The organism is Pseudomonas sp. P110(2024) (assembly GCF_057480795.1).
In genome coordinates this window covers 130,749-154,824 of the sequence record NZ_JBLIYT010000016.1, presented here as the reverse complement: position 1 = coordinate 154,824, position 24,076 = coordinate 130,749, and the positions used below count along the sequence as shown (strand labels likewise).

19 protein-coding genes are annotated in these 24,076 nt (G+C 67.1%); 5 read left to right on the top strand and 14 right to left on the bottom strand.

Features of this window, described 5'->3' with window-relative positions; translation table 11 throughout:
* Window positions 1-296: 296 nt before the first annotated feature.
* Genes AC25ND_RS23300 through AC25ND_RS23290 form a run of 3 tightly spaced genes read right to left on the bottom strand, consistent with a single transcriptional unit; the run spans window position 297 to window position 2,944 of the window.
* The gene (locus AC25ND_RS23300; RefSeq protein WP_062574332.1) at window positions 297-884 is read right to left on the bottom strand and encodes a TetR/AcrR family transcriptional regulator; all 588 of its coding nucleotides are present in this window, start codon (window positions 882-884) and stop codon (window positions 297-299) included.
* A 12-nt stretch (window positions 885-896) separates the two neighbouring features.
* Complete coding sequence (locus tag AC25ND_RS23295) at window positions 897-1,745, bottom strand: 3-hydroxybutyryl-CoA dehydrogenase (protein WP_028690700.1); 849 nt, start codon at window positions 1,743-1,745, stop codon at window positions 897-899.
* Between the two features lie 14 nt (window positions 1,746-1,759).
* On the bottom strand, window positions 1,760-2,944 hold the full coding sequence (locus AC25ND_RS23290; protein ID WP_028690701.1) for an acetyl-CoA C-acyltransferase family protein: 1,185 nt from the start codon (window positions 2,942-2,944) through the stop codon (window positions 1,760-1,762).
* A gap of 172 nt (window positions 2,945-3,116) precedes the next feature.
* Between AC25ND_RS23290 and AC25ND_RS23285 the strand changes: the two genes are divergently transcribed.
* Window positions 3,117-4,130: an AraC family transcriptional regulator gene (locus AC25ND_RS23285; protein ID WP_486976605.1), complete on the top strand. Its 1,014-nt coding sequence runs from the start codon at window positions 3,117-3,119 to the stop codon at window positions 4,128-4,130.
* Window positions 4,131-4,154: 24 nt separating this feature from the next.
* Here the strand turns inward: AC25ND_RS23285 and AC25ND_RS23280 are convergent, their stop codons facing one another.
* The 4 genes from AC25ND_RS23280 to AC25ND_RS23265 all read right to left on the bottom strand — a co-directional run bounded on the left by AC25ND_RS23280 (window position 4,155) and on the right by AC25ND_RS23265 (window position 10,187).
* Entirely contained in the window at window positions 4,155-5,546 is a 1,392-nt protein-coding gene (locus tag AC25ND_RS23280; protein WP_486976604.1) for an APC family permease, read from the bottom strand.
* Between the two features lie 133 nt (window positions 5,547-5,679).
* Window positions 5,680-6,930 (bottom strand): carbohydrate porin, encoded by a 1,251-nt coding sequence (locus AC25ND_RS23275; RefSeq protein ID WP_028690704.1) that lies wholly within the window; start codon window positions 6,928-6,930, stop codon window positions 5,680-5,682.
* Window positions 6,931-7,038: 108 nt separating this feature from the next.
* Window positions 7,039-9,444, bottom strand: a complete 2,406-nt coding sequence (locus tag AC25ND_RS23270) for a glucose/quinate/shikimate family membrane-bound PQQ-dependent dehydrogenase (protein ID WP_186595724.1) — start codon at window positions 9,442-9,444, stop codon at window positions 7,039-7,041.
* 149 nt (window positions 9,445-9,593) lie between these two features.
* Entirely contained in the window at window positions 9,594-10,187 is a 594-nt protein-coding gene (locus AC25ND_RS23265; RefSeq protein WP_062363304.1) for a TetR/AcrR family transcriptional regulator, read from the bottom strand.
* Between the two features lie 103 nt (window positions 10,188-10,290).
* Here AC25ND_RS23265 and AC25ND_RS23260 point away from each other — a divergent pair, with 103 nt between their 5' ends.
* Window positions 10,291-11,658, top strand: a complete 1,368-nt coding sequence (locus AC25ND_RS23260) for an MATE family efflux transporter (protein WP_186595726.1) — start codon at window positions 10,291-10,293, stop codon at window positions 11,656-11,658.
* On the opposite strand, the gene AC25ND_RS23255 is transcribed toward AC25ND_RS23260, so the two are convergent.
* Entirely contained in the window at window positions 11,649-11,978 is a 330-nt protein-coding gene (locus AC25ND_RS23255; protein ID WP_062363299.1) for a cupin domain-containing protein, read from the bottom strand. The genes AC25ND_RS23260 and AC25ND_RS23255 overlap by 10 nt on opposite strands.
* Before the next feature lie 73 nt (window positions 11,979-12,051).
* On the opposite strand from AC25ND_RS23255, the gene AC25ND_RS23250 reads away from it, so the two are divergent.
* Together AC25ND_RS23250 and AC25ND_RS23245 are read left to right on the top strand one after the other, a co-directional pair.
* Complete coding sequence (locus tag AC25ND_RS23250; RefSeq protein WP_486976603.1) at window positions 12,052-12,951, top strand: LysR family transcriptional regulator; 900 nt, start codon at window positions 12,052-12,054, stop codon at window positions 12,949-12,951.
* A gap of 107 nt (window positions 12,952-13,058) precedes the next feature.
* A complete protein-coding gene (locus AC25ND_RS23245; RefSeq protein WP_486976602.1) occupies window positions 13,059-14,255 on the top strand; it encodes an MFS transporter in 1,197 nt (398 codons plus the stop codon).
* 12 nt (window positions 14,256-14,267) lie between these two features.
* On the opposite strand, the gene AC25ND_RS23240 is transcribed toward AC25ND_RS23245, so the two are convergent.
* On the bottom strand, window positions 14,268-14,879 hold the full coding sequence (locus tag AC25ND_RS23240) for a LysE family translocator (RefSeq protein WP_062363293.1): 612 nt from the start codon (window positions 14,877-14,879) through the stop codon (window positions 14,268-14,270).
* 100 nt (window positions 14,880-14,979) lie between these two features.
* On the opposite strand from AC25ND_RS23240, the gene AC25ND_RS23235 reads away from it, so the two are divergent.
* Window positions 14,980-15,981 carry a GlxA family transcriptional regulator gene (locus AC25ND_RS23235; protein WP_051555677.1) on the top strand — a complete coding sequence of 334 codons (1,002 nt, stop codon included), beginning with the start codon at window positions 14,980-14,982 and terminating at the stop codon, window positions 15,979-15,981.
* A gap of 38 nt (window positions 15,982-16,019) precedes the next feature.
* Here the strand turns inward: AC25ND_RS23235 and AC25ND_RS23230 are convergent, their stop codons facing one another.
* The 5 genes from AC25ND_RS23230 to metH all read right to left on the bottom strand — a co-directional run bounded on the left by AC25ND_RS23230 (window position 16,020) and on the right by metH (window position 23,955).
* A complete protein-coding gene (locus tag AC25ND_RS23230; RefSeq protein WP_486976601.1) occupies window positions 16,020-16,877 on the bottom strand; it encodes a CAP domain-containing protein in 858 nt (285 codons plus the stop codon).
* 276 nt (window positions 16,878-17,153) lie between these two features.
* Window positions 17,154-18,308: a cysteine desulfurase family protein gene (locus tag AC25ND_RS23225; RefSeq protein ID WP_486976606.1), complete on the bottom strand. Its 1,155-nt coding sequence runs from the start codon at window positions 18,306-18,308 to the stop codon at window positions 17,154-17,156.
* A gap of 164 nt (window positions 18,309-18,472) precedes the next feature.
* The gene (locus tag AC25ND_RS23220; RefSeq protein ID WP_069017626.1) at window positions 18,473-18,952 is read right to left on the bottom strand and encodes a DUF2269 family protein; all 480 of its coding nucleotides are present in this window, start codon (window positions 18,950-18,952) and stop codon (window positions 18,473-18,475) included.
* 1 nt (window position 18,953) lies between these two features.
* Window positions 18,954-20,066 carry a saccharopine dehydrogenase family protein gene (locus AC25ND_RS23215; protein WP_062363287.1) on the bottom strand — a complete coding sequence of 371 codons (1,113 nt, stop codon included), beginning with the start codon at window positions 20,064-20,066 and terminating at the stop codon, window positions 18,954-18,956.
* Between the two features lie 181 nt (window positions 20,067-20,247).
* Window positions 20,248-23,955: a methionine synthase gene (metH, locus tag AC25ND_RS23210; protein ID WP_186595738.1), complete on the bottom strand. Its 3,708-nt coding sequence runs from the start codon at window positions 23,953-23,955 to the stop codon at window positions 20,248-20,250.
* Window positions 23,956-24,076: the final 121 nt, after the last annotated feature.

Here is a 24,076-nt window from a genome sequence, read left to right as displayed (position 1 = left end):
CTGCGCCCCAGGATGGGGCGTTCAGCGCGGTCCTCCCGGGAGCAAGAACGGAGCGAGGGAACCCCGGAGCGAAGCGCAGGGGCCGGATGAACGGAGCGGAACGGTTTTGCCTACTTTTCCCACGAGAAAAGTAGGCCGCCGTAAAGGCGGAAAGGTGACTAAATGTCGCTATCTCCTACAAATGCGCATGCAAAAACCAAAACAATCACCAAGGAGCCAGAGCCAGAGCCAGAGCCAGAGCCAGAGCCAGAGCCAGAGCCAGAGCCAGAGCCAGAGCCAGAACCAGAACCAGAACCCTACCCCAAAGCCCCCTCCACAGCCCCCACCACCAAACTCTCCATCAACCCAACCCCCTCAACCTCACCCAGCCCCTTCCCCCGCAACATCCCAGGCAACTGATTCAACAGCGTAGCCAGCACATGCCCGCTAGCCGCCAGTGCCTGCGCGCCCAACCGCGCCTGCGGCGCAATCAACCGTAAAAGCCCGGTTTCATAGCGCTCCCGCAAGCCCGCCAGGCGCACCTGCTGCTCCCCGGTGAGGCAGCAGAAATCCCGCTCGGCCAGGCGAAACTGCAACGGCCGCTCCCCATGCAACTGCCAGTGCGCGGCAATCAGGCAGGCCAGCACCGGCCGCCCTTGGGCCCGCGCCCGACGGCCCAGGTCCAGGGTGGCCTGCAACTCCTCGTACAGTTCTTCGATCAGGTCGTACAAGAGGTCCTGCTTGCTGGGAAAATGGTGATAAAGCGAGCCCGCGGTCAAGCCCACGTGCGCCGCCAGCTCACGCATGCTGACCTGGCCGAAGCCTTTCTCGGCGAACAGGGCCATGGCCCGGTCACGCCGCTCCTCGAAATTGGCGCAGCGCAGCGCCGCGTTGACCGGGGGCATGGCGCGACTCCGTCAGTAGGTGAAGAAGCCACGACCGCTCTTGCGCCCCAGGTAGCCGGCGGCAACCATCTCCTTGAGCAGCGGGGCGGGGCGGTACTTGCTGTCGTTGAAGCCCTCGTGGAAGGCCTCCATGATCGCCAGCAAGGTGTCCAGGCCCACCAGGTCGGCCAGGGCCAGCGGACCGATCGGCTGGTTGCAGCCCAGGCGCATGCCGGTGTCGATGTCCTCGGCGCTGGCCAGGCCTTCCTGGAATACGAAGATCGCCTCGTTGATCATCGGCACCAGGATCCGGTTGACCACGAAGCCTGGGCGGTTGCCGGCGGTGATCGGCGTCTTGCCGAGCTTCTCGGTGACCAGCAGCGCCTGGGCGTAGGTCGCATCGCTGGTCTGCAGGCCGCGGATGATCTCGACCAGCGCCATCATCGGCACCGGGTTGAAGAAGTGCACGCCGATGAAACGCTGCGGCTGTTCGATACTGGCCGCCAGCTGGGTGACCGACAGCGACGAGGTGTTGGTGGCGATCAGGCACTCGGCGCCGACGTTGGCGGCCACCTGCTGCAGGATGCGCTGCTTGAGGGCGAGGTTCTCGGTGGCCGCCTCGATCACCAGCTGTGCGTCTGCCAGCTGGGCATAATCGGTGCTGGTGCGGATCCGGGCCTTGGCGGCGCTGGCCTTGTCGGCGTCGATGGTGCCCTTGCCGACCTGGCGCTCGAGGTTCTTGCCCAGGGTCGCCACGCCACGCTCCAGCGCGGCGTCGGAGACGTCCACCAGCAGGACCTGGTAGCCGGCCAGCGCGCACACCTGGGCGATGCCGTTGCCCATGGTGCCGGCGCCGATCACGGCGATGTGTTCGATGTTCATGTTGCTGACTCCTTTCAGACGCGTTCGAAGACGACGGCGATGCCTTGGCCGCCGCCGATGCACATGGTGGCCAGGGCGTAGCGGCCCTGGACGCGATGCAGTTCATGGATGGCCTTGGTGGCGATGATCGCGCCGGTGGCGCCGACCGGGTGGCCGAGGGAGATGCCCGAGCCGTTGGGGTTGACCTTCTCCGGGTCGAAGCCCAGGGCGCGGGCCACGGCGCAGGCCTGGGAGGCGAAGGCTTCGTTGGACTCGATCACGTCCAGGTCGGCGACCTTCAGGCCGGCTTTTTCCAGCACCTTCTGCGTGGCCGGGATCGGGCCCAGGCCCATCAGTGCCGGTTCCACACCGGCGTGGGCGTAGGCGACGATGCGCGCCAGCGGCTTGAGGCCCTGGCGGCGCACGGCGTCACCGGTGGCCAGGACCAGGCCGGCGGCGCCATCGTTGATACTGCTGGCGTTGCCGGCGGTGACGGTGCCGTCCTTCTTGAACACCGCCTTCATGGCCGCCAGCTGTTCGGCGCTGGCGTCGCCGCGCACGTTCTCGTCCACGGCGAATTGCACGGGGCCTTTGCGGGTCTTGATCTCGATCGGCACGATCTGGCCGTCGAAGCGGCCTTCGGCGATGGCCCGGGCGGCGCGGCGCTGGCTGGTCAGGGCGACCTCGTCCTGCATCTGGCGGCTGATGCCGTGGGCCGCCGCGACGTTCTCGGCGGTGATGCCCATGTGGAAGTGCTCGAACGGGTCCTGGAGGATGCCGACCATGTAGTCGATACCCTGCAGGTCACCCATGCGCGCGCCCCAGCGGGCCTGCGGCAGCAGGTAGGGGCCGCGGCTCATGGACTCGGCGCCGGCGGCCAGGGCGATGTCGCTGTCGCCCAGCAGCAGGCCCTGGGCGGCCGAGACGATGGCCTGCAGGCCCGAGCCGCACAGGCGGTTGACGCTGAAGGCCGGGGTTTCCTTGGGAATGCCGGCGTTCATCGCCGCGACCCGGCCCAGGTAGGCGTCGCGTGGTTCGGTGGGGATCACGTTGCCCATCACCACATGGCCGATCTGCTCGGCGGCGACGCCCGAGCGCTCGATGGCGGCACGGGTCACCTGGGTGGCGAGGTCGGCCAGGGGCAGGTCCTTGAGCGAACCGCCGAAGCTGCCGATGGCCGAACGTACCGCGCTGACGACGAAGATTTCTGTGCTGCTCATGGGGGGCTCCGTTTGCGAAGGCGTGGCGGGGTGGGAGTGGCTCTGCGAGAATGGCGGCCGCACCCTCCCGGGGTGGATCGAGTCTAGGCAAAGGCACTCAGGCGGCCTATGCCGGATCTGTTCAGTCAACCTGGCATTTTTTGCCACTCAGCATAGACAGCGGACTTCTGCCATGCGCGATAGCGATACGGTCGCGGTGTACTTCCTCAATGCCATGCTTCACGCCTTGCGTGAGCGGCCACAGGCGCGCGATGCCCACCTGCGGGCGGTGGGCATCGACCCGCAGGTGCTGTCCCAGCCGCTGGCGCGGGTACCGGCCAAGGCGTTCGCCCAACTGTGGCTGGCGCTGATCGACGAACTGCACGATGAGTTCTTCCGCCTCGACAGCCATGGCATGCCCCTGGGCAGCTTCACCCTGATCTGCCGCGGGCTGATCCAGGAGCCGACCCTGGGCAAGGCGCTGCGTCAGTGCCTGGGCAGTTTCGCCCTGTTTTTGCGCGACCTGAACGGCAGTGTCACGGTGCGCGGTGCGCGCACCGTGATCAGCGTGCAATCGAACATCGCCGACCCGCTGACCCGGGTCTATGCCGAGGAAACCTACCTGGTCCTGGTGATCGGCCTGCTGTGCTGGCTGGCCGGTCGGCGCATCGCCATCGACCGCACCGAGCTGGCCCTGGGGCGCCCGGCGCAGGAGGATGACGCGCTGCTCTGGGGGCCGGACCTGCGCCTGGGCAGCGGACGCACCGAGGTGGAGTTCGACAGCGCCTGGCTGCGCTTGCCGGTGGTGCAGGACCTGACGGCGCTGAAGGGTTTTCTGCGCAGCGCGCCGCAAGGGCTGGTGATCCGCTTTCGCAACCAGAACGGCCTGGTGGCCGAGGTCTATCGCCACTTGCGCGCCCGCCACTACGGGCAGTGGCCGACGCTCAACGCCATGGCTGAACGGCAGCGGCTCAGCGCCAGCAGCTTTCGCCGCCAGCTGGAGCGAGAGGGGCGCTCGTACCAGCAGATCAAGGACGAAGTACGCCGGGCGATGGCCTTCGAACTCTTGCGCGAAGGCCACCTGAGCATCGCCGAGATCGCCGAGCACACCGGGTTCCAGGAACCCAGCGCGTTTCACCGGGCGTTCAAGAAGTGGACCGGGCAGAGTCCGGGCAGCTATCGGGCCAAGCGCGCCTCTTCGGCATGACGGGGCGTGCTTGGTCCGCTATCGCTAAAGCGGTTCGGGCCTGAACAACGGCTTCTTCATCACGCCCTTGATCCAGACCAGCGCGATCAGCGATACCACCGCCAGCACGATCCCTGCCGTACCGAAGACCTTCAGGTTCATCTCCGGGCTGGGCGAGGCATGCCAGATCGCATACAGCATCCCGCCGATGCCGAACAGCTGCGGCAGCGGATAGAGCGGGGTGCGAAATGGCCTCGGCAGATGCGGGTAGCGCAACCGCAGGGCGATCACGTCAAGGTGCACGATGATGTACGCCAGCAGCCAGGCCAGGGCGGCGGCCAGCAGCAGCAGGTTGATCGCGGCGGCGTCCTGGCCCATCAGCAGGATCGGCAGGCCGGTGATCGCCGCCACGAACAGCACGGCCACCCAGGGCGTGCGCGCCCGCGGACTGAGCTGCTTGAACTGGGGAAACGCCTGGCCATTGCAGGCCATGCCATAGAGCATGCGCGGAATGGCCGCGAGCGAGGTGTTGAGGGTGCTGCAGGTGGCGGTCACCGCGGCGATCACCAGGAACACCTCGCCGGTCTTGCCGAACACCGTGGTGGCGAACAGGTAATGGGGCAGGGCATCGCTGCTCAGGGCTTCGCGGGGCACCAGGAACAATGCACCCAGGCCGTACAGGCCAATGGTGGCGAAGATCACGGTCAGGCCGATGATCATCGAACGCGGAATGTTGCGTTCGGGCTTGCGGGTTTCCTCCACCAGCGAGCAGACGAACTCGGCGCCGACGAAGCCCCACACGGCCATGGCGGTCAGGGCCAGCACCCCGGCGCCCATTGGGTTCCACTCGCCCCGCAGCAGCGTGGTGGTGACCCCTTCGGCATGACCTTCGCTGATCGCGGCGACGCCGAGGATCAGCAGCACGATCACCATGACCACGGCCATGGCGCTCTGCAGCTTGGCGAAGATGTCGATGCCCATCAGGTTCAGGCCGGTGAACAGCGCGAGCACGCCGAAGGCCACCGAGTATTGCGGGAACACCCCGGGGTAGACCTTGGCGACGATCAGGTCGAGCAACAGCAGTTCGGCCGACAGGGCGAACATGGCCACCACCACGTAGCCGGAGAAGGTCGCCAGGATCGCCGGGAAGTGCCCCAGCGCCACCTCGGTGTAACTCGACAGGCTGCCGGCACGGGGCACCAGCAGGGCCAGTTCGGAGAAGGAAAAGGCGTAGCTCAGGGCCAGCAGGTAGGCCAGCCCCAACGGCACGATGAAGCCCAGGCCGGCGGCACCAACCCCCTGCAGCATCATCACCATCACCCCTTGCGACACCACCAGGCCCACGGCCACCGCCAGCAGCGACCCCAGCCCCAGGACCCGGCGAAAACCGGCTTGATCGTGCTGCACGCTGGCAGGCACGGACGCACTTGCACTCATGACAGTTCCCCGCTCTTTGTTGTTGTAGTTGCGCCAGATACTGGGACAGGGTGCGGGGCGGGGAAATTAGTAAATATGTGGTTGCTAGGCAGGAAAAAGCTAGGCGCTCCTCCAGAGCCCGCCAGGCCTGTTTTCAGAACGTCGCCTTGACCTGCAAGCCGAATATCAGCGCATTGTCGATGTCCTTCCCGGAAAACGCTCCCGGCTCGACGATGTACTGCACATCCGGGCGCAGGTTCAGCCAAGCGGTGGCCTGGTAGCCATAGCTCAGCTCGACCAGTTGCTCGGCGCTGTCGAGGTTCGGGAAGGGTTGCCCGGCATCGACGGCCGCCTCTTCCAGCACATCGCGGCTACGTGGGTTCGGTACCGCGCGGCCATACCCCAGGGCAACGGTATCCCGTGGCCGGCTTGCGAACGGCTGGTACAGCACCACGCCAGCGCCGTACCACCGGGTGAATGGCGAGGCGGCCTTGCTCGAGGCCGAGTACTGGCCGAAGGCATGCAGGCTGCGCCCGGGCGATGCCGGGTCGTTCCACACGGCCTGGTCGACCAGCAGATAATGTCCGCCACGACCGGCGACTTCCTCGCTGCTGCCGATGCGCTTCACGTTCGAGCTGTCGTAGTAGTAACCGAGCTTGTATTCGCCCGGCAGTTCACCGCGCAGCTTGTACACCAGTTCCACCGGGACCACGGTGCCGGTGGTGTGCTTGGGTCCCAGGTGCCAGGCGCGGCTGGCATTGCCGTTGCTCTCGGGGTCGACATTGAACGCCGCCAGCCGCAGTTGCCAGTCGGGCGCGAGGTCATATTTCACCCGTATGCCGAGGTGGGCGTTGGGGTAGTTGGTCCAGCCGCTGCCGCCGGACATGTTCAGCGGGTGGCCACAGAATCCGGCGTTCATGAAGTTGCACAGGATGCCGCTGTCCAGGCCGCCGAGGTCGTTGCCCATGGCCATGTAGCCAAGCTTGAGGTTGAGCGCGGGCGACAGGTTGCGCTCGTAGCTCAGTTCGGTCAGGCGGGTGTAGAGACCGCCGTAGTTTTCCTGGATCGGCAGGCGGTTGCCTACCAGGTCGTCTGAAGCGCTGTTGCCACGGCGGTCGTTGATAGTCAGCTGGACCTTGCCGCCGTTGTCCAGGCCGTACAGCTTCGACAGGTCGAACTGCACGCCCAGCTTGAGGTTCTGCGAGTAGCGGGCCGAACGGTGCAGGCCACCATGGGCGTTGTAGGCGGTCTCGCCGCTGTAGTCGCCGGTGAAGGTGATGCCGTCTGCCGCGAGCTGGTGGCGCAGGCCGCCCCAGTCGCCGGTCAGGGTATTGTCGGCGGCGAATGCAGCAGTGCTGGCGAGGGCAAGAAGCAGGGTGGGCGTGAGGCGTGAAACGGATGACATTGCGGAGTCTCGGGTTGTCTGAAAGGGCCTCATCGCCGGCAAGCCGGCTCCCACACTGAGTGCATGGACCCTGTGGGAGCCGGCTTGCCGGCGATGCAGGCGACGCGATTACGGCAGGGCGTACGCCATCACGTAGTCGCCACGGTCGGTCGACTGGCGCGCGCCGCCGGCGGTGACCACCACGTACTGCTTGCCGGTTTTCGGCGACACATAGGTCATCGGGCCGCCCTGGCTGCCGACCGGCAGGCGGGCCTTCCAGATCTCGTTGCCGTTGCCGCTGTCGTAGGCGCGCAGGTAGAAGTCCTGGGTGCCGGCGATGAACACCAGGCCGCCCTGGGTGGACAGGGTGCCGCCCAGGGTCGGCAGGCCGATCTTGATCGGCAGGTGCATGCGGATGCCCAGAGGGCCGGTGTCCTCGACGGTGCCGACCGGCACCTGCCAGGCGATCTGCCGGGTCTTCATGTCGATGGCGGTGAGGGTGCCGAACGGCGGCGCCTGGCACGGAATACCGGCCACCGACAGGAAGCGGTTCTTGTTCACCGCGTACGGCGTGCCCTTGAGCGGCACCGCGCCCATGCCGGTGTTCAGCGCCTCGCCGCCGCCTGCCGCCGCGCCCTGGTTCTGCGACGGGATCATCTGGATCCACAGGCCCAGGCGCATGTCGTTGACGAAGATGAAGCCATGCACCGGGTCGGTGGAAATGCTGCCCCAGTTCATGCCGCCCAGCGAGCCGGGGAAGCTCAGCGACAGGTCGGTGCCCGGCGCGGTGTACAGGCCGTCGTAGCGCATCTTCTTGAAGTCGATGCGGCACAGCAGTTGGTCGTACGGGGTGGCGCCCCACATGTCCGATTCGGTCAGGGTCTGCGCGCCGATCTGCGGCATGCCCACCGACTTTGGCTGGGTCGGCGAGTACGGCTCGTTAGGGATATTGCCCGGCTTGACCGGGACTTCGTCGACCTGGGTCAGCGGCTTGCCTGTGGCGCGGTCGAGCACGTAGATCTGCCCGGCCTTGGTGCCGATCACCACGGCGGGCACGGTGCTGCCGTCGTCTTTGGTGAAGTCGATCAGGCTCGGCTGCATTGGCAGGTCGAAGTCCCAGAGATCGTTATGCACGGTCTGGTACACCCACTTTTGGTTGCCCGTGGTGGCGTCCAGTGCCAGCACCGAGGCGCCGTAGGTGTGGTCAAGCTTGTTGCGCTCGACACCGTAGATATCGGTGGACGAGGAACCCATCGGCAGGAACAGGGTGTTCATCGCCGGGTCGTACGACATCGGCGCCCAGCTGTTGGGGGTGCTGCGCACGTAGGTCCGGGCGCCTTGCGGGGCTTCGCGGTCCTGCGGGTTGCCCGGGTCGAAGGCCCAGCGCTGGGCACCGGTGATCACATCGAAGCCACGGATCACGCCGCCGGGCATGTCGGTCTGTACGTTGTCGGCGACGCGGCCGCCGACCACCACGGTGGTGCCGGCCATCAGCGGTGCCGAGGACAGCTGGTAGTACGAGTCCGGTACGTTGCCCAGGCCGGCCTTGAGGTCGACCTGGCCGTTGTCGCCGAAGCCTTCGCAGAATGCGCCGGTGTCGGCATCGACCGCGATCAGGCGGGCATCGATGGTGTTGGTCAGCAGGCGGCGCTGGCAGTTGGCGCCGGCCGGCACGCTGCTCACGCTGACCGGCGTGCTGTCAGGCTGGGTCGGCTGGGCGATCGGCGCGCTGGCGTCGAAGTAGGCCAGGCCGCGGCAGCGCTGCCAGACCTTGGACTGGGCGTTGATGGCGTTCTTCCACAGTTCCTTGCCGGTGTCGGCGTCGAGGGCGATCAGGTTGTTGTGCGGGGTGCAGATGAACACCTTGTCGCCTACCTGCAGTGGGGTGAGCTGGTCTTCGGCGCCGTTGCCGTCGCTGAGGGCGACGTCACCGGTGTGGTAGGTCCAGGCCACCTTGAGCTGGTCGACGTTGCCTCGGTTGATCTGGTCCAGCGCGGCGAAGCGGCTGCCGCCCTCGGTGTTGCCGTAGTGGGCCCAGTCCTTCTGCTGCTGGCCGGGTTCCACCGGCGTCTGGCCTGGGCCCTTGCCGGTGGGGGCGACGCTGGGATGGGCGACGAACATGTTGCCGGCGGCGATCACCAGCGCCACGCCCAGCAGGCCGGCGACGCCATAGGCGCCACGCGCCGGGCGTCGGACCAGTTGCGGATACACCAGCGCCACCACCAGGCCGATGGCGGCAAACATGAACAGCCGCGAGAACAACGGCCAGAACGCCAGCCCGGTGTCGGCCACGGCCCAGATCGCGGTGCCGGCGAGGAACAGCGCGTACAGCCAGGCGCCAGCGGGCTTGCGACGGGCGATGAGGATCCCGGCAATGGCCATGGCCAGGCCGCCGACCAGGAAGTACCAGGAACCGCCCAGGCCGGCCAGCTTGACGCCGCCGGCGGCCAGGAGCAGGCCGAGCAGGGCGATGACGACGCCCAGTCCGACCAGGATGAAGGTTGAGGCGCCGGAGGCGCGGGGTGAGTCTTTCATGCCAGGGATCTCGCAGGTGGAATGCGAGAAGTTTAAGCCCTTAGCAAGCTAATTAACAAGTTAGTACATTTTGTTTCGTGCAAGATCCTATAGGCTGTGCGTTTCCCCGTGTGGGAGCGGCGCTTACCCCTGTAGTGATGAGTAAGCGCTCAAACCTGCAACCCCTCCAGCAAACAGCGCAACGCCCCCTTGACCCGCTCCGCCGCCGCCTGCGGATCGTCCTGGGCAATCACCCACATGCCGCTGTCGCCCATCGCGCCATTGATCAGGTGGGCCATGGCCACGGCGTCGAAGGCGCGCAGCCTGCCGGCCTGCTGCAACTCCACCAGGCCTTGGGCCATGGGCCCGATGTAGCTGGCTTCCTCCAGTTCGCGCAGCCGAGGGCCGAGCACCCCGGGGGCGTCTTGCAGCAGGATGCGGCGCAAGGCCGGCTCGTGCAGCAGGTCGTAGTAGTACAGGCAGGTGTCGATATAGCCCTCCCACGGGTCGTCATGAGTGGCGTAGCGGGCATCGATCGCCTGGTTGATCTCCTCGAGCAGGTGCTGCACCACAGCGGTGAACAGCCCAGCCTTGCCGCCAAAATGGTGGTGCAGGGCCCCGCGGGTGAGGTCGGCCTCGGCGCACAGTTCGTCCATCACCACGGCGGCAAAGCCCTTTTCGGCGAACTGGTGGCGGGCGACGGCGATCAGCCGTTCGGTGGTGTCCGCGCTCATGGCGGCGCGGCTGCGGCGAGGGGTGGGCATGGAGGGCTCCGGGTAAAAAACGATGGCTGCAAATTAGCATACGTTGCGTATGTCAATAAATGGCATTAGCATACGCGGCGTATGTCAATTGGAGGTGGCTACCGTGACTGCCCTCGCTTCACCCAAGAATGTTGCCTGGCTGGGCGAGCTGCCTGGCCTGTTGCGCCTGGCGCTGCCGCTGGTGCTGGGCCTGTCGGCGGCCGAACTGATCAGCCTGACCGATACGGTGCTGCTGGCCTCGCTGGGCACCGTGGTACTGGCCTGTGTCGCGCTGACCAGCAGCGCCGGGCTGATCTTCCATGCCGGGCTGTACGGCATGCTCGCCACCCTCAGCGTGCGCGTCGGCCATGCCCATGGCGCCGACGACCCCGGCGCCGTGGCACGCACGCTGCGTGCCGGGCTGGGTTATGGCCTGCTGGTGGGTATCCTCGGCTGCCTGGCGATGCTGGCCTGCCTGCCCTTGGTGCAATGGTTGGGCGTACCGCTGCCCGACGTGGCGCTGCTGACGCCGTACTGGCAGGCCATGGCGGTATTCCTGATCCCGTACTGCCTGGCGGTGGTGTTCAAGGACGTGCTGGAAGCCATCGGCCGACCCTGGGTGGGCGTGCTGCTGGTGATGAGCGCGGTGTTGTTCAACATTCCGCTGAGCTATGGGCTGATCCACGGCCATTTCGGCTTGCCGGCGCTGGGCCTGCTGGGGGCGGGTATCGCCAGTGTGATCGCCGAATCGCTGGCGGTGCTGCTGGCCCTGGCTTACTGGCGCCTGGCGCCCTCGCTGGCGAGTTACCGTCAGGCTGCTCAAGGGGCACGATTGACCTGGCGCACGCTGTTGGGCGAGGGTTGGCCGCTGGGCCTGGGGTATCTTGCCGAGGCCGGCGCGGTGGTGATCGCTGCCTGGATGCTCGGCTGGCTGGGCAATGCAGCCCTGGCGGCCAACCAGGTAGTGCAGTCGATCGGCGCGCTGCTGTACATGCTGCCGCTGGGCATGGCGGCGGCGGTCAGCATCCGCATCAGCCAGGCCCAGGGCCGCGGCGAGACGGCACGCATCCGCGCCATCGGCAGCGCCACCTTTGCCAGCGTCACTGCCTGGATGCTGGTGGCCACCGTGTTGCTGGCGCTGTTCGGGCGCTCCATCGCCGAGGCCATGAGCGACGACCCGCAGGTAATCGCCATCGCCGTGCCGATGTTCGTGGTGGTCGCGGCCATGCAGGTGGCCGATGGTCTGCAGTCCACCGCGCTGGGCGCCTTGCGCGGCCTGCAGGACTATCGCTGGCCGGTGGGCGTGACCCTGGTCAGCTACTGGCTGCTGGCGCTGCCACTGAGCTACTGGCTGGCCTTGCACTCCTCGCTGGGCGCGGTGGGCGTCTGGGTCGGCTTCGCCTGCGGCCTGACCGTGGCGGCGGTGCTGCTGCCGTGGCGGTTCTATCGTCTGCAGGCAACGCCCGCCACGGCGGTACTGGCTCAGCCCTGATAGAACACCGCCAGCCATACCGTCGCCACGCCGGGCTCGGTCCATTCCACCCGGTGGCGGCAACCGGGCGGGATGTCCAGATGGTCGCCGGGGCGCAGCACGCGGGAATGTGGCTCGTGCTCCAGGCGCAGCCCGGCGCTGCCGCTGAGCACGACCACCCATTCGCCCTCGGCCTGGTCGTACCAGAACCCCGGCGGGCTGGACTGGCCGCTGGAGACGATACGCTCGATGCGCAGGCCCGGGCGCCGGAGCAGGTCGGTGAACTGCTCGTCGGCGTCGGGCGCGAGCGGCGGCAGGGCGCTGAACAGGTTGTCGGGCATGGGCGTCTCGCGTGGTTGATTCCAGTCGGTGATTGTAGGAAGGTTTTGGCCTTTGCCCCCTGGAAGATTGACGATGGACAAGCTGCTGGCTCTGAAGGTGTTCATGGCCACCGCCGAGGCCGGCGGCTTTTCCGCCGCCGCGCGCAGGCTCGGGGTGGCGACCTCCTCGGTGACCCGCCAGGTCGACGCCCTGGAACTCGAGCTGGGGGCCAGCCTGCTCAACCGCTCGACCCGCCAGGTCAGCCTGACCGAAGCCGGCGCCAGCTACTACCAGCGGGCCCGCGAGATTCTCGAGGCCCTGGCCGAGGCCGACGCCAGTGTCGCCGACCGCGGCGAAGAGCCGGTCGGCGTGTTGCGCCTGCGCCTGCCGGTGGAGTTCGGTCGCCGGGTCATCGCTCCGCACCTGGGCGCGTTCCTCGCCCGTTACCCGGCACTGGAGCTGGACATCGACCTGAGCGACCGCTTTGACGACCTGCTCGATGGCCGCTACGACCTGAGCATCCGCCTTGGCGAGCCGGCGCCCAGTGATGAACTGGTGTGTCGCCCGCTGGGGCGCTTCGAGCGCTGGTTGGTGGCCAGCCCGGCATACCTGCGCCAGCAGCCGGTGCTCAGCGAGCCGCAGCAACTGGCCGCGTGCGCCTGCCTGCGTTTTCGCTACGGCCAATCGGCGCGGCCGTGGCGGCTAAGCCTGGGCGAGCAGCGCCTGGAACTGGACGTCAGCGGCCCGTTGCGCAGCGCCAACGCCGACCTCTTGCGTGAGGCGGCCATTGCCGGCAGCGGCGTGGCGCTACTGGCCGACTGGCTGGTGCGCGAGGATGTCGAGGCCGGGCGCCTGCAGCGGCTGTTCGCCGACTGGACGGTGAGCCCGGGGGCGGCCAGCGCCAGCATCAACGCCCTGTACCTGCCCAACCACCGTGGCTCGCGCCGGGTGATGGCGTTCGTCGCCTTCTGCGAGGGGCTTCTGGCCGGCTGAGGCGTTGCGCGCCGCGCAAAGGCCCGTTGCGCGGGCGATGGATTCTCGCCGGGGCGGATGTCCGTCACCCTTCGCGCACATCCTTTCGCAAGCCGAGGTACCCTCGAATGAATCCCTCCCTCGCCGTCGCCCAGGCAACGGCCCCGGGCCTGAGCCGGGCCCTGGTGACGCTGCTGGCGTTCTGCTGCGGCGCCATCGTCGCCAACATCTACTACGCCCAGCCCATCGTCGGCCTGATCGCGCCGGACCTGGGGCTGTCCACCGAGCGGGCCAGCCTGATCGTGTCCCTGACCCAGATCGGCTATGCCCTGGGCTTGTTGTTCCTGGTGCCGCTGGCCGACCTGCTGGAGAACCGCCGGCTGATGATCGCCACGGCGGTGCTGGCCACCGGCAGCCTGTTGCTGGCCGGCACCAGTGGTCACGGGCAGGGCGAGGTGTTCCTGCTGTACGCGCTGCTGATCGGCTTCAGCTCGGTGGCGGTGCAGATGCTGATACCACTGGCGGCGCACCTGGCGCCGGAGCGCGAGCGTGGCCGGGTGGTCGGCAACATCATGGGTGGGTTGCTGCTGGGCATCCTGCTGGCGCGGCCGCTGGCGAGCCTGGTGGCCGATCACTTCGGCTGGCGCGCGGTGTTTGTCGGCGCCGCCGGGGTGATGGTGGCGATCATCCTGCTGCTGGCGTTGACCTTGCCGCGCCGGCTGCCGGAGCACAAGGCCAGTTATGCTGGGCTGATGGCTTCGTTGCTGGTGCTGTTGCGCCGCCATCCGACGTTGCGCCAGCGGGCGCTGTACCAGGCGCTGATGTTTGCGGCGTTCAGTCTGTATTGGACCGCAGTGCCGCTGGCGCTGGCCGGCGAGCACGGCCTGTCGCAGAGTCAGATCGCGCTGTTCGCCCTGGTGGGCGCGGTGGGCGCGGTGGCGGCGCCGCTGGCCGGGCGCCTGGCCGATGCCGGGCATGCGCGACGCACTTCGCTGCTGGCGATGGCCCTGGCGCCGCTGGCGTTGCTGCTGGGCCTGAGCGCACCGGGCGCCAGCGTGATCGGCCTGGGTTTGACCGGGGTGCTGATGGATTTCGCCGTGCAGATGAACATGGTCATCGGCCAGCGTGAGGTGTACGCGCTGGATCCGGCCAGCCGTGGCCGGCTCAATGCCCTGTACATGACCAGCATCTTCCTCGGCGGGGCGCTGGGCTCGGCGCTGGCCAGCGGGGTGTACGCGCAGTACGGCTGGAGCGGCGTGGCGTTGCTGGGGGCGGGATTGCCGGCGGTTGCGCTGGGGGTGTTCCTGGTTGTTTCCCGGCGATGATCCCCGGGGCTTCTATCGTCCCAGCGGCAGGGCCACGCCGATCAGTGCGAACAGGCTCCCGCAACAGCGATTGAACCCCCGGCCACCCTTGGCCAGCCACGGGCGGATGCGAAACGCCAGACGTGCCAGCAGGTACTCCACCAGGCATTCGACACTGGCGAAGGTCGCCGCCATCACCACGAACTGCACCAGCAGGCCACGCTGCGGGTCGATGAACTGGGGCAGGAACGCGCCATAGAACAGCAGCACCTTGGGGTTGGCCACAGCCGAAAGGCAGCCCTGGCGGAATAACCCGGCATTGCTCAGCGCCACACCGCCGCGCGGTTGTTCGAGGTGCAGCGCCGGTGTGCGCCACAGCTGGATCCCAAGCCAGACCAGATAGGCCCCGCCGATCCATTTGAGCACCGTCAGCAACGAGGCCGAGGCCTGCAGCAGGGCGCTCAGGCCGAACATGGTCAGGGCGATCAGGAGACTGAAGCCCAGCACGCCGCCAAGGATGGTGAACAGCGTGCGGCGGGCGCCGTACAGCGCGCCATGGGTCAGGGCCAGCAGGCTGTTCGGACCTGGGGTCAGCGACAGTCCGATGCTGGCGAGCAGGTAGATGAGCCAGGTGTCGAGTGCCATGGGGGAGCCTTGTGGAAGTGCAGGGCGCCAGTGTAGGGCAGGGCAGTGGAAATGCAGGGTAGTATCTGGTCATTGAATGGTTATATCTGGACATTCCTGAATGACACCCGACCTGCGTCTGCTGATCCTGCCTTTACCGGAGTTCGCCTTGCTGCCGTTCGGCGCGTTCCTCGACAAGCTGCGCTTCTCCGCCGACGACGAGGACTACAGCCGTCAGCGCTATTGCCGTTGGACCGTGCTCGGGCTGGACCGGGAGCCGGTGGTTTCCAGCAGCGCAGCGATTGTCCAGGTCGAGGCAACCCCTGCGCAGATCCGCTGGGGCGACTACGACCACCTGGTGCTGTTCGGCGGGCGCAACGCCAGTGCCACGGCGGCCTTGGCACCGCGCTACAAGGCCCTTTTGAAGCAGGCGAGCAAGGCCGGGGTGAAGCTGGTGTGTGTCGACAACGCGGCCTTCCTGTTGGCGGCCTGCGGCCTGCTGGACGGTCATCAGGTGGTGGTGCACTGGCGCCATGAAGCGGAGTTTCGCCTGGCCTTTCCCCGCGTGCGCCTGTTGACCGGGCAGCTGTTCTGCTTCGACGGTGAGCGCATCACCTGTGCCGGCGGCACGGCGGCCATCGACCTGGCGGTGGAGCTGATCGCCCGCGCCAGTGGCCGTGCCCGGGCGCTGAAGGGCCTGGCCGACATGCTGGTGGACGAAAGCCGGGACAGCCAGCACGCCTTGCGTTCGCTGGAGGCCGGCGCCGGGCAGGCACGCCAGGTGCAGCGGGCCACGGCGCTGATGCGCCATCACCTGGCGACGCAGCTGCCGGTGGAGGTATTGGCGGCAGAACTGGGCATCAGCCGGCGCCAGCTCGACCGCCAGTTCCAGGCTTGTCATGGCATGAGCGCCAAGGCCTGGTGGCAGGAGCTACGCCTGCAGCAGGCGCGCTGGCGCTTGCTCAACTCCAGCCACAGCCTGGCGCAGATCGCCGATGAAGTGGGGATGGGGGATGCCAGCTACCTGGGCAAGTGGGTGCGACGGCGGTTTGGTTGCACGGCGCTGGCGTTACGCAGGTCCGAGCTGGACTCATCGCGGGGCAAGCCCGCTCCCACGCCTTGACCCGCAGCGTGGGAGCGGGCTAGCCCCGCGATGCAGGTTTAATGCGGCGTGCCGAACAACCCCGTCCAGTAGATCCCGGCATCGCTCTTCGGATCCACCGCATACGCCGCTCCCAGTTCACGGAAGTCCGGGTTCATCAGCGTGGCGCAGTGCCCTGGGCTGGCCAGCCAGCCATCGACCACCTTGCGCGCGGTGTCGCGCCCGGCGGCGATGTTTTCGCCGATCTGCCGGTACAGGTAGCCGGCCAGCTCCGCCCGGTCGCCCGGAGTACGACCATCGCGGTCGAGATGATCGAAGAAATTCTGGTTGGCCATGGCCCGGGTGTGGTTGGCGGCCACACCCGCCAGGGTGGCGTTCCAGGCCAGCGCGGGGGCGGCGGCGAACGGCTGGCCGCCGCACTGGCGGGGCAGCTGGCGTGCGGCGTTGATCTCCTGCAGCAGCTTCTGGCCTTCGGCCTGCCAGTCGCCCAGGCGGGCGCTGAGCAGCGGCCGGGCCAGGACGATGCGCCAGTCTCGGCCCTCCTGGCTGACGCCGATGTCGACGAACTGCGGGTCGAGCACCACTTGGCAGAAGCTCTCCTCGATGGCCTTCATCGCCGCCTGGGCGTCCCGCGGGCCGGACAGGCTGATGGCCTGGACATTGACCATCGGGTAGGCGGCGCGGGTCATGGCCTGCTGCAGGTCGCGGGTGCCTTCGGGCGACAGCGCCAGGCGGGTGTCGCTGTTGAGCGGCGGCAGCTCCAGCGAGGCTTCGCCACCACAGCGCTGGGCTTGGCTGCGGTAGACGTTGATCGTATCGATCAGTTGCGCCTCTTCACCGGTGAAGGCCTGGGCGCTGGTCGCGGCGAGCAGGCCCAGCGTCAGGCCGATGAGGCAGGCAACGGATGGGACGCGCATGTGGATCTCCCTGTAACTGGCAGCGTCTGGATCTGCGCTGCCCATCCTACACAACGGCAAGGCTTTTGGCCTGGCCATGTGCAGCGTGAAAAAGCGGGCCTTGGCAATCGAATGCGGTTGGCAAAAGAGGGAGTAGACCGCCGGTCGGCAAAAAAGTGCGATCGTTGTTGGCGCGCTATCGCTTGAAGGTACGGAAGAAGGTTGTGACCCTGCGGTCAACAGGGAGAACCGGCCGTATCACCGGCACCCTGTTGACCAGCAGGGGGGGCGGCGTGCCTACCAGAGTGCCACCGCAGAAGCTCCAACAACCCGGCCGAACACCGCCAGCGCCGTGTCCACGTCCGCCTCGCTGGTGTAGCGCCCGAGGCTCAGGCGCACGCTGTTGCGCGCCTGGCGCTCGTCGAGGCCGAGGGCCAGCAGCACGTGGGACGCCGCGTTGCTTGCCGAGTTGCAGGCCGAGGTGGTGGACAGCGCCAACTCGCCGGCCAGTGTCAGGCTGTTGAAGCCCTTGGCGTCGATGCACAGGTTGAGGGTGTGGGGAATGCGCTGCACCGCGCAGCCGTTGAGCGTGACCCCAGGCAGGGCCAGCAGACCGTCGCGCAGGCGTCGGGCGAGCTGCTCCAGGCGCTGGTATTCGGCCTCGCCGGGTTGGCCGGCCAACTCGAACGCGCTGCCCATGCCGACGATCTGGTGGGTGGCCAGGGTGCCGGAGCGCAGGCCGCGCTCATGGCCGCCACCGTGCATCTGCGCACGCATGGCCGGGCGGGCGCGGGCGCCGACGTAGAGGGCGCCGATGCCCTTGGGGCCGTAGACCTTGTGCGCCGAGAACGACATCAGGTCGACGGCCTGGTGCGCCAGGTCGATGCGGACCTTGCCCACCGCCTGCGCCGCGTCCACATGCAACAGGGCGCCATGGTCGCGGACCAGCTCGCCGATGCGGGCGAAGTCGGTCACGGTGCCCAGTTCGTTGTTCACCGCCATCAGCGACACCAAGCGCGTATCCGGGTGCAGCGCGGCCTGCACGGCTTCAGCCTGGATCAGGCCATGGGCGTCCGGCGCCAGGCGGGTCACCGTCCAGCCCTGGCGCTCCAGTTCGGCGGCGGTGTCGAGGATGGCCTTGTGTTCGAGCTGGCTGGTCAGCAGGTGGCCCGGCTGCGCGAAGCCCTGGGCGATACCCTTGAGTGCCAGGTTGTTGGATTCGGTGGCGCCGGAGGTCCAGACCAGATCGTCGGGCTGGGCGCCTACGCGCTCGGCCACCTGGCGGCGGGCCTGCTCGACGGCCTCGCGGGCGGCCTGGCCATGGAAGTGGCCGCTGGAGGCGGGGTTGCCGAAGTTGGCTTCGCGGCCCAGGCAGGTGAGCATGGCAGCGATGACCTGGTCATCGACCGGAGTGGTGGCGGCGTAATCGAAGTAGAGCGGGGTGCTGGGCATGATCGCGGGCGGGTCCGTGCGTGGACGCCGCCTGTCGGCATCCATGGACATCATCCTAGGCAATTGCCGATATGAATGTTTTTCCTTTTTCCCGTATCAAGGCGATACTCGAAAAAAATTCTATGCTTTTTCGCTATGTAATTAGAATATTTTTCTCGCGAGGGTCAGAGCCATTGCCACGGTGCCTGCTTGGTGATCATCACCAGCACGATCAGGAACATGCCGACAAACCCCGCCACCCCCATCCACAGCCAGGGGCGGTACAGCCGCTGATAGTCTTCACCCAGCGCGGTGTCATGCTTGACGGCCTGGGCAGCAAGGCGCTGCATGCGCGTCTGCAACAGCAGCACCGGCAGCCACAGGGCGCCCACCGTGAAGAAGATCAGCAGCGCGCCCTGCAGCCAGTCGGCGGACCACGGCATGCCGGTCATGCTGACCATGGCGTAGCCGGTCAGCAACTGCAGGACCCCGGCGGGCGTGGTGATCCAAGCATCGAAGCGCACCACCATCCTCGCCACGGCGGCGATCACCCGTGGATCGCGGCTGCGGTTCGCGGCGATCAGGTACAGGTACGAGCCCATGCCAAAACCGAACAGAAACACCGCGGCGATCACATGCAGGTACTTGAGCAGCAGGTAGCTCATCTCAGCCTCGCCCGTGCTGGAAGCTGACGCAGTAGCGCACCTTGTCCGGTTCGCCGATGGCCGCCAGGTACTGCTCGACACTGATCTCGCCGACACAGGGGCGGGCGCCTGGGGCCGGGGCGTAGCCCTCGATCACCCTGGCCATCAGCGCCACCGCCGCGCAGCTGGGGATTTCCGGGCCCTTGTCGTCACTGGCGCTGACTTGGGCCTGCAGGCGCAGTGGCTGGCCCTGCATGTCCAGGCCGCGGACATCCAGGTACATCGCACTCATGCCATCGCCAAAGCGCTCGAAATGGCCGCCCAGGCGATGCAGGCGCCGCGCCCAGGGCAGCGGGTCGCGCACCAGGCCGTGCTTGACCAGCAACGCCAGCGCGGCATTGGCCAGGCCGCCGGCCATGAGCCCGGCGCCGGCCTTGAATGCAAGGTCACGGGCGCCGTAGCGCTCGGCGAAGATGTCCATGTCCGGCACATCGACGTTGTTCAACAGGCGCCAGCCCAGGCCGGGCAGGTGACGCAGCTGCAGGCCGAGCCAGCCGTCCACGGCGTGCGGGCGCCCGTCGCGCCACTGGCGGATCGGCCGGCCAGCGTAGGCCAGCACGCCTTCGATGGTGGACAGGCCGGGCATCTTCGCCGAGGAGGAAATACCGTGCTCGATGCGCTCGATGCGGCTGAAGTGATGGCGCTGCTCGTCGAGGATCGCCGACGACAGGCTGGGCACCGAGCTGCAGCCGCTGAGCAGCGCGACATTGGCCGCTCGGGCGCGGGCGTCCAGGCGCTCGATGCCGTTGACGAACACCCGGCAGTCGGAGAGGTCGCAATAGTTGGCGCCCGCCTCGATGCAGGCTTCGGCCACGCTGTAGGACTGGCCCTGGAAGGGGCCGCCGGTGTGGATCACCCAGTCGATGCGCAGCGCGCGCAGGGCGTCGGCAAAGCCGGGAGCCATGGCGTCGCCGCACCAGCGTTCGCTGCCACTAAGCTGTGTGGCCAGTTGGGCAAGGCTGTTGGCGTTACGGCCGGCGATCACCAGTTGCACGGCGGGCATCTGCTGCAGGTGGCGGCAGATGATCCGGCCGAAGTTGCCGTAGGCGCCGATCACCAGGATTCTGCGGGACATGCGGGGGTCCTTGTGCATGTGTCGGGAGGTTCACGCGTTCCCTGTGTAGGAGCGGCCTCGTGTCGCGAAAGGGCCGCGCAGCGGCCCCAGCGATATTTGCATCAACACTGAGATCCTGGGGCTGCCATGCAGCCCTTTCGCGACACGAGGCCGCTCCTACAGGGGTAGTGCAGAGCTGGCGTCAGCCCTCGTAGCCCAGGTTCGGCGCCAGCCAGCGCTCGCTGACGCTGATGTCCTGGCCCTTGCGGGCGCTGTACTGCTCGATCTGGTCCTTGTCCACCTTGCCCACGGCGAAGTACTGCGCCTGCGGGTGGGCGAAGTACCAGCCGCTGACCGCCGCCGCCGGGAACATGGCGAAGTGCTCGGTGAGGAACACGCCGCTCGGACCAGTTTCGCCGATGGCGGTGCCGTCGAGCAGGCGGAACAGGGTTTCCTTCTCGGTATGGTCCGGGCAGGCCGGGTAGCCAGGTGCCGGGCGGATGCCGCTGTACTGCTCCTTGATCAGCGCCTCGTTGTCCAGGTGCTCGTCCTTGGCATAACCCCAGTGCTCCTTGCGCACCTGCTCGTGCAGCCACTCGGCGCAGGCCTCGGCCAGGCGGTCGGCCAGGGCCTTGACCATGATCGAGCTGTAGTCGTCGCCCTTGTCCTGGTAGGCCTTGGCCACTTCCTCGGCGCCGATGCCGGCGGTGGTGATGAAACCGCCGACATAGTCGGTCACGCCGCTGTCCTTCGGCGCGACGAAGTCGGCCAGGGACCAGTTCGGCTTGCCGTCGGGCTTGATGGTCTGCTGGCGCAGGTGGTGCAGGGTGGCCAGGGTGTCACCGTTGTCGCCGTACACTTCGATGTCGTCGTGTTCGACCTGGTTGGCCGGCCAGAAGCCGAACACCGCGCGGGCGCTGATCAGCTTTTCGTCGATCAGCTTGTCAAGCATCTCGCGGGCGTCCTTGTACAGCGCCGTGGCGGCCTCGCCGACCACTTCGTCGGTGAGGATGCGTGGGAACTTGCCGGCCAGGTCCCAGGAGATGAAGAACGGCGTCCAGTCGATGTATTCGGCCAGGGTGCGCAGGTCGATGTCTTCCAGCACCTTGACGCCGGTGAAGGAGGGCACCGCGGCCTGGTAGGCGGCCCAGTCGTACTGTGGCTTGGCGGCGATGGCCTGGGCGTAGCTCAGGCGCTCTGTGCGGGCGCTGCGGTTGGCGGTGCGCTCGCGCACCTCGACGTATTCCTGGCGGGTCTTCTCGACGAAGCCGCTCTTGAGTTCCTTGGACAGCAACTGGGTGGCCACGCCCACCGCGCGCGAGGCGTCGGTGACATAGACCACGGCGTCGTTGGCGTACTTGGGCTCGATCTTCACCGCGGTGTGCGCCTTGGAGGTGGTGGCACCACCGATCATCAGCGGCAGGTGGAAGTCCTGGCGCTGCATCTCGCGGGCGACGTGGACCATCTCGTCCAGCGACGGGGTGATCAGGCCGGACAGGCCGATGATGTCGCATCTCTGCTCGCGGGCGGTTTGCAGGATCTTCTCGGCCGGGACCATCACGCCCATGTCGACGATGTCATAGCCGTTGCAACCGAGCACCACGCCGACGATGTTCTTGCCGATGTCATGCACGTCGCCCTTGACCGTGGCCATGAGGATCTTGCCCTTGGCCTCGGGCTTGTCGCCTTTCTCGGCCTCGATGAATGGGATCAGGTGGGCCACGGCCTGCTTCATCACCCGGGCGGATTTCACCACCTGGGGCAGGAACATCTTGCCGGCGCCGAACAGGTCGCCGACCACGTTCATGCCGCTCATCAGCGGGCCTTCGATGACTTCGATCGGGCGCGCCGACTGTTGGCGGCACTCTTCGGTGTCTTCGACGATGTAGGCGGTGATGCCCTTGACCAGCGCATGCTCGAGGCGCTTGTCCACCGGCATCGAGCGCCATTCTTCGTTCTCGACTTCCTTGGTGGCGCCGCCGCCCTTGTAGTCGTCGGCAATCGCCAGCAGGGCGTCGGTGCCGTGCGGGGTGCGGTTGAGCACCACGTCCTCGACCTTCTCGCGCAGGGCGGCGGGGATTTCGTCGTAGATCTCCAGCTGGCCGGCGTTGACGATACCCATGGTCAGGCCGTTCTGGATCGCGTGGTAGAGGAACACCGAGTGGATCGCCTCGCGCACCGGGTTGTTGCCGCGGAACGAGAACGACACGTTGGACACGCCGCCCGAACTCAGGGCATACGGCAGGTGGTCGCGGATGTAGGCGCAGGCCTCGATGAAGTCGACGGCGTAGTTGTTGTGCTCGTCGATGCCGGTGGCGACGGCGAAGATGTTCGGGTCGAAGATGATGTCTTCCGGCGGGAAGCCCACCTCGTTGACCAGGATGTCGTAGCTGCGCTGGCAGATCTCTTTCTTGCGCGCGGCGGTGTCGGCCTGGCCGACCTCATCGAAGGCCATCACCACCACGGCGGCGCCGTAGCGCTTGCACAGGCGGGCGTGGTGCTTGAACTGCTCGACGCCTTCCTTCATCGAGATCGAGTTGACGATGCCCTTGCCCTGAATGCACTTCAGGCCCGCCTCGATCACCTCCCACTTGGAGGAGTCGATCATGATCGGCACCCGGGAGATGTCCGGCTCGCCGGCGATCAGGTTGAGGAAGCGGACCATGGCGGCCTGGGAGTCGAGCATCCCTTCGTCCATGTTGATGTCGATCACCTGGGCCCCGGCCTCGACCTGCTGCAGGGCGACTTCCAGGGCCTCGGTGTAGTTCTCCTCGCGAATCAGCCGGGCGAACTTGGCGGAGCCGGTGATGTTGGTGCGCTCGCCGACGTTGACGAACAGCGACTGGCGATCGATGGTGAACGGCTCCAGGCCCGACAGGCGGCAGGCCTTGGGGATGTCCGGAATCGCGCGCGGCTTGTACTTGGCGACCGCCTCGGCGATGGCCTGGATGTGCGGCGGGGTGGTGCCGCAGCAGCCGCCGATGATATTGAGGAAGCCGCTGGCGGCGAACTCCTCGACCACCGCGGCCATTTCCGCCGGGGTCTCGTCGTATTCGCCGAAGGCGTTGGGCAGGCCGGCGTTGGGGTGGGCGGACACATGGGTGTCGGCCTTGGTCGCCAGCTCTTCCAGGTAAGGGCGCAGGTCCTTGGCGCCGAGGGCGCAGTTCAGGCCGACGGAGATCGGCTTGGCGTGGCGTACCGAGTTCCAGAAGGCTTCGGTGGTCTGGCCCGACAGGGTGCGGCCGGAGGCGTCGGTGATGGTGCCGGAAATCATGATCGGCAGTTCGACGTCGTCCTCTTCGAACACCTGCTGCACGGCGAAGATCGCCGCCTTGGCGTTGAGGGTGTCGAAGATGGTCTCGATCAGGATCAGGTCGGCGCCGCCCTCGATCAGGCCACGGGTGGCCTCGATGTAGTTCGCTACCAGTTCGTCGAAGGTGACGTTGCGATAGCCCGGGTCGTTGACGTCGGGGGAGATCGAGCAGGTGCGGCTGGTCGGGCCGAGCACGCCGGCGACGAAGCGTGGCTTGTCCGGGGTCTCGAGGGTCTTGGCGTCGGCCACCTGGCGGGCGACGCGCGCGCCCTCGACGTTGAGCTCATAGACCAGCGCCTCCATGCCGTAGTCGGCCTGGGATATCTGCGTGGCGTTGAAGGTGTTGGTCTCGAGGATATCGGCGCCGGCGTCCAGGTAGGCCTTCTCGATTGCGGCGATGACATCCGGGCGGCTGAGCAGCAGCAAGTCGTTGTTGCCCTTAACATCGCTTGGCCAATCGGCGAAGCGCGTGCCACGATAGTCGTGTTCCTCGAGGCGGTAACTCTGGATCATAGTACCCATGCCGCCGTCGAGGATCAGGATGCGCTCTTTGAGTGCTTTCTGGAGTGCTTGGTAACGAGCGCTGCGGTCGGACATAGGAACTACCTGGTCGGGCGAATATCAGAAGGTGCCGAATAATAACAAAGCTGCACGGATTTTAGGCGTATCGCCCATTTGCATGAATTTCCCTCATGTTGGCGCGGCGCCCCCAACACCT

What these genes read in the sequence shown, in the direction of transcription:
- AC25ND_RS23240 (WP_062363293.1), bottom strand. Translation starts at nt 14,879, where the DNA reads ATGGCACTCGACACCTGGCTCATCTACCTGCTCGCCAGCATCGGACTG.
- AC25ND_RS23220 (WP_069017626.1), bottom strand. Translation starts at nt 18,952, where the DNA reads ATGAGCTACCTGCTGCTCAAGTACCTGCATGTGATCGCCGCGGTGTTT.
- AC25ND_RS23280 (WP_486976604.1), bottom strand. Translation starts at nt 5,546, where the DNA reads ATGAGTGCAAGTGCGTCCGTGCCTGCCAGCGTGCAGCACGATCAAGCC.
- AC25ND_RS23300 (WP_062574332.1), bottom strand. Translation starts at nt 884, where the DNA reads ATGCCCCCGGTCAACGCGGCGCTGCGCTGCGCCAATTTCGAGGAGCGG.
- AC25ND_RS23285 (WP_486976605.1), top strand. Translation starts at nt 3,117, where the DNA reads ATGCGCGATAGCGATACGGTCGCGGTGTACTTCCTCAATGCCATGCTT.
- AC25ND_RS23245 (WP_486976602.1), top strand. Translation starts at nt 13,059, where the DNA reads ATGAATCCCTCCCTCGCCGTCGCCCAGGCAACGGCCCCGGGCCTGAGC.
- AC25ND_RS23225 (WP_486976606.1), bottom strand. Translation starts at nt 18,308, where the DNA reads ATGCCCAGCACCCCGCTCTACTTCGATTACGCCGCCACCACTCCGGTC.
- AC25ND_RS23255 (WP_062363299.1), bottom strand. Translation starts at nt 11,978, where the DNA reads ATGCCCGACAACCTGTTCAGCGCCCTGCCGCCGCTCGCGCCCGACGCC.
- metH (WP_186595738.1), bottom strand. Translation starts at nt 23,955, where the DNA reads ATGTCCGACCGCAGCGCTCGTTACCAAGCACTCCAGAAAGCACTCAAA.
- AC25ND_RS23275 (WP_028690704.1), bottom strand. Translation starts at nt 6,930, where the DNA reads ATGTCATCCGTTTCACGCCTCACGCCCACCCTGCTTCTTGCCCTCGCC.
- AC25ND_RS23250 (WP_486976603.1), top strand. Translation starts at nt 12,052, where the DNA reads ATGGACAAGCTGCTGGCTCTGAAGGTGTTCATGGCCACCGCCGAGGCC.
- AC25ND_RS23290 (WP_028690701.1), bottom strand. Translation starts at nt 2,944, where the DNA reads ATGAGCAGCACAGAAATCTTCGTCGTCAGCGCGGTACGTTCGGCCATC.
- AC25ND_RS23235 (WP_051555677.1), top strand. Translation starts at nt 14,980, where the DNA reads ATGACACCCGACCTGCGTCTGCTGATCCTGCCTTTACCGGAGTTCGCC.
- AC25ND_RS23215 (WP_062363287.1), bottom strand. Translation starts at nt 20,066, where the DNA reads ATGTCCCGCAGAATCCTGGTGATCGGCGCCTACGGCAACTTCGGCCGG.
- AC25ND_RS23295 (WP_028690700.1), bottom strand. Translation starts at nt 1,745, where the DNA reads ATGAACATCGAACACATCGCCGTGATCGGCGCCGGCACCATGGGCAAC.
- AC25ND_RS23230 (WP_486976601.1), bottom strand. Translation starts at nt 16,877, where the DNA reads ATGCGCGTCCCATCCGTTGCCTGCCTCATCGGCCTGACGCTGGGCCTG.
- AC25ND_RS23270 (WP_186595724.1), bottom strand. Translation starts at nt 9,444, where the DNA reads ATGAAAGACTCACCCCGCGCCTCCGGCGCCTCAACCTTCATCCTGGTC.
- AC25ND_RS23265 (WP_062363304.1), bottom strand. Translation starts at nt 10,187, where the DNA reads ATGCCCACCCCTCGCCGCAGCCGCGCCGCCATGAGCGCGGACACCACC.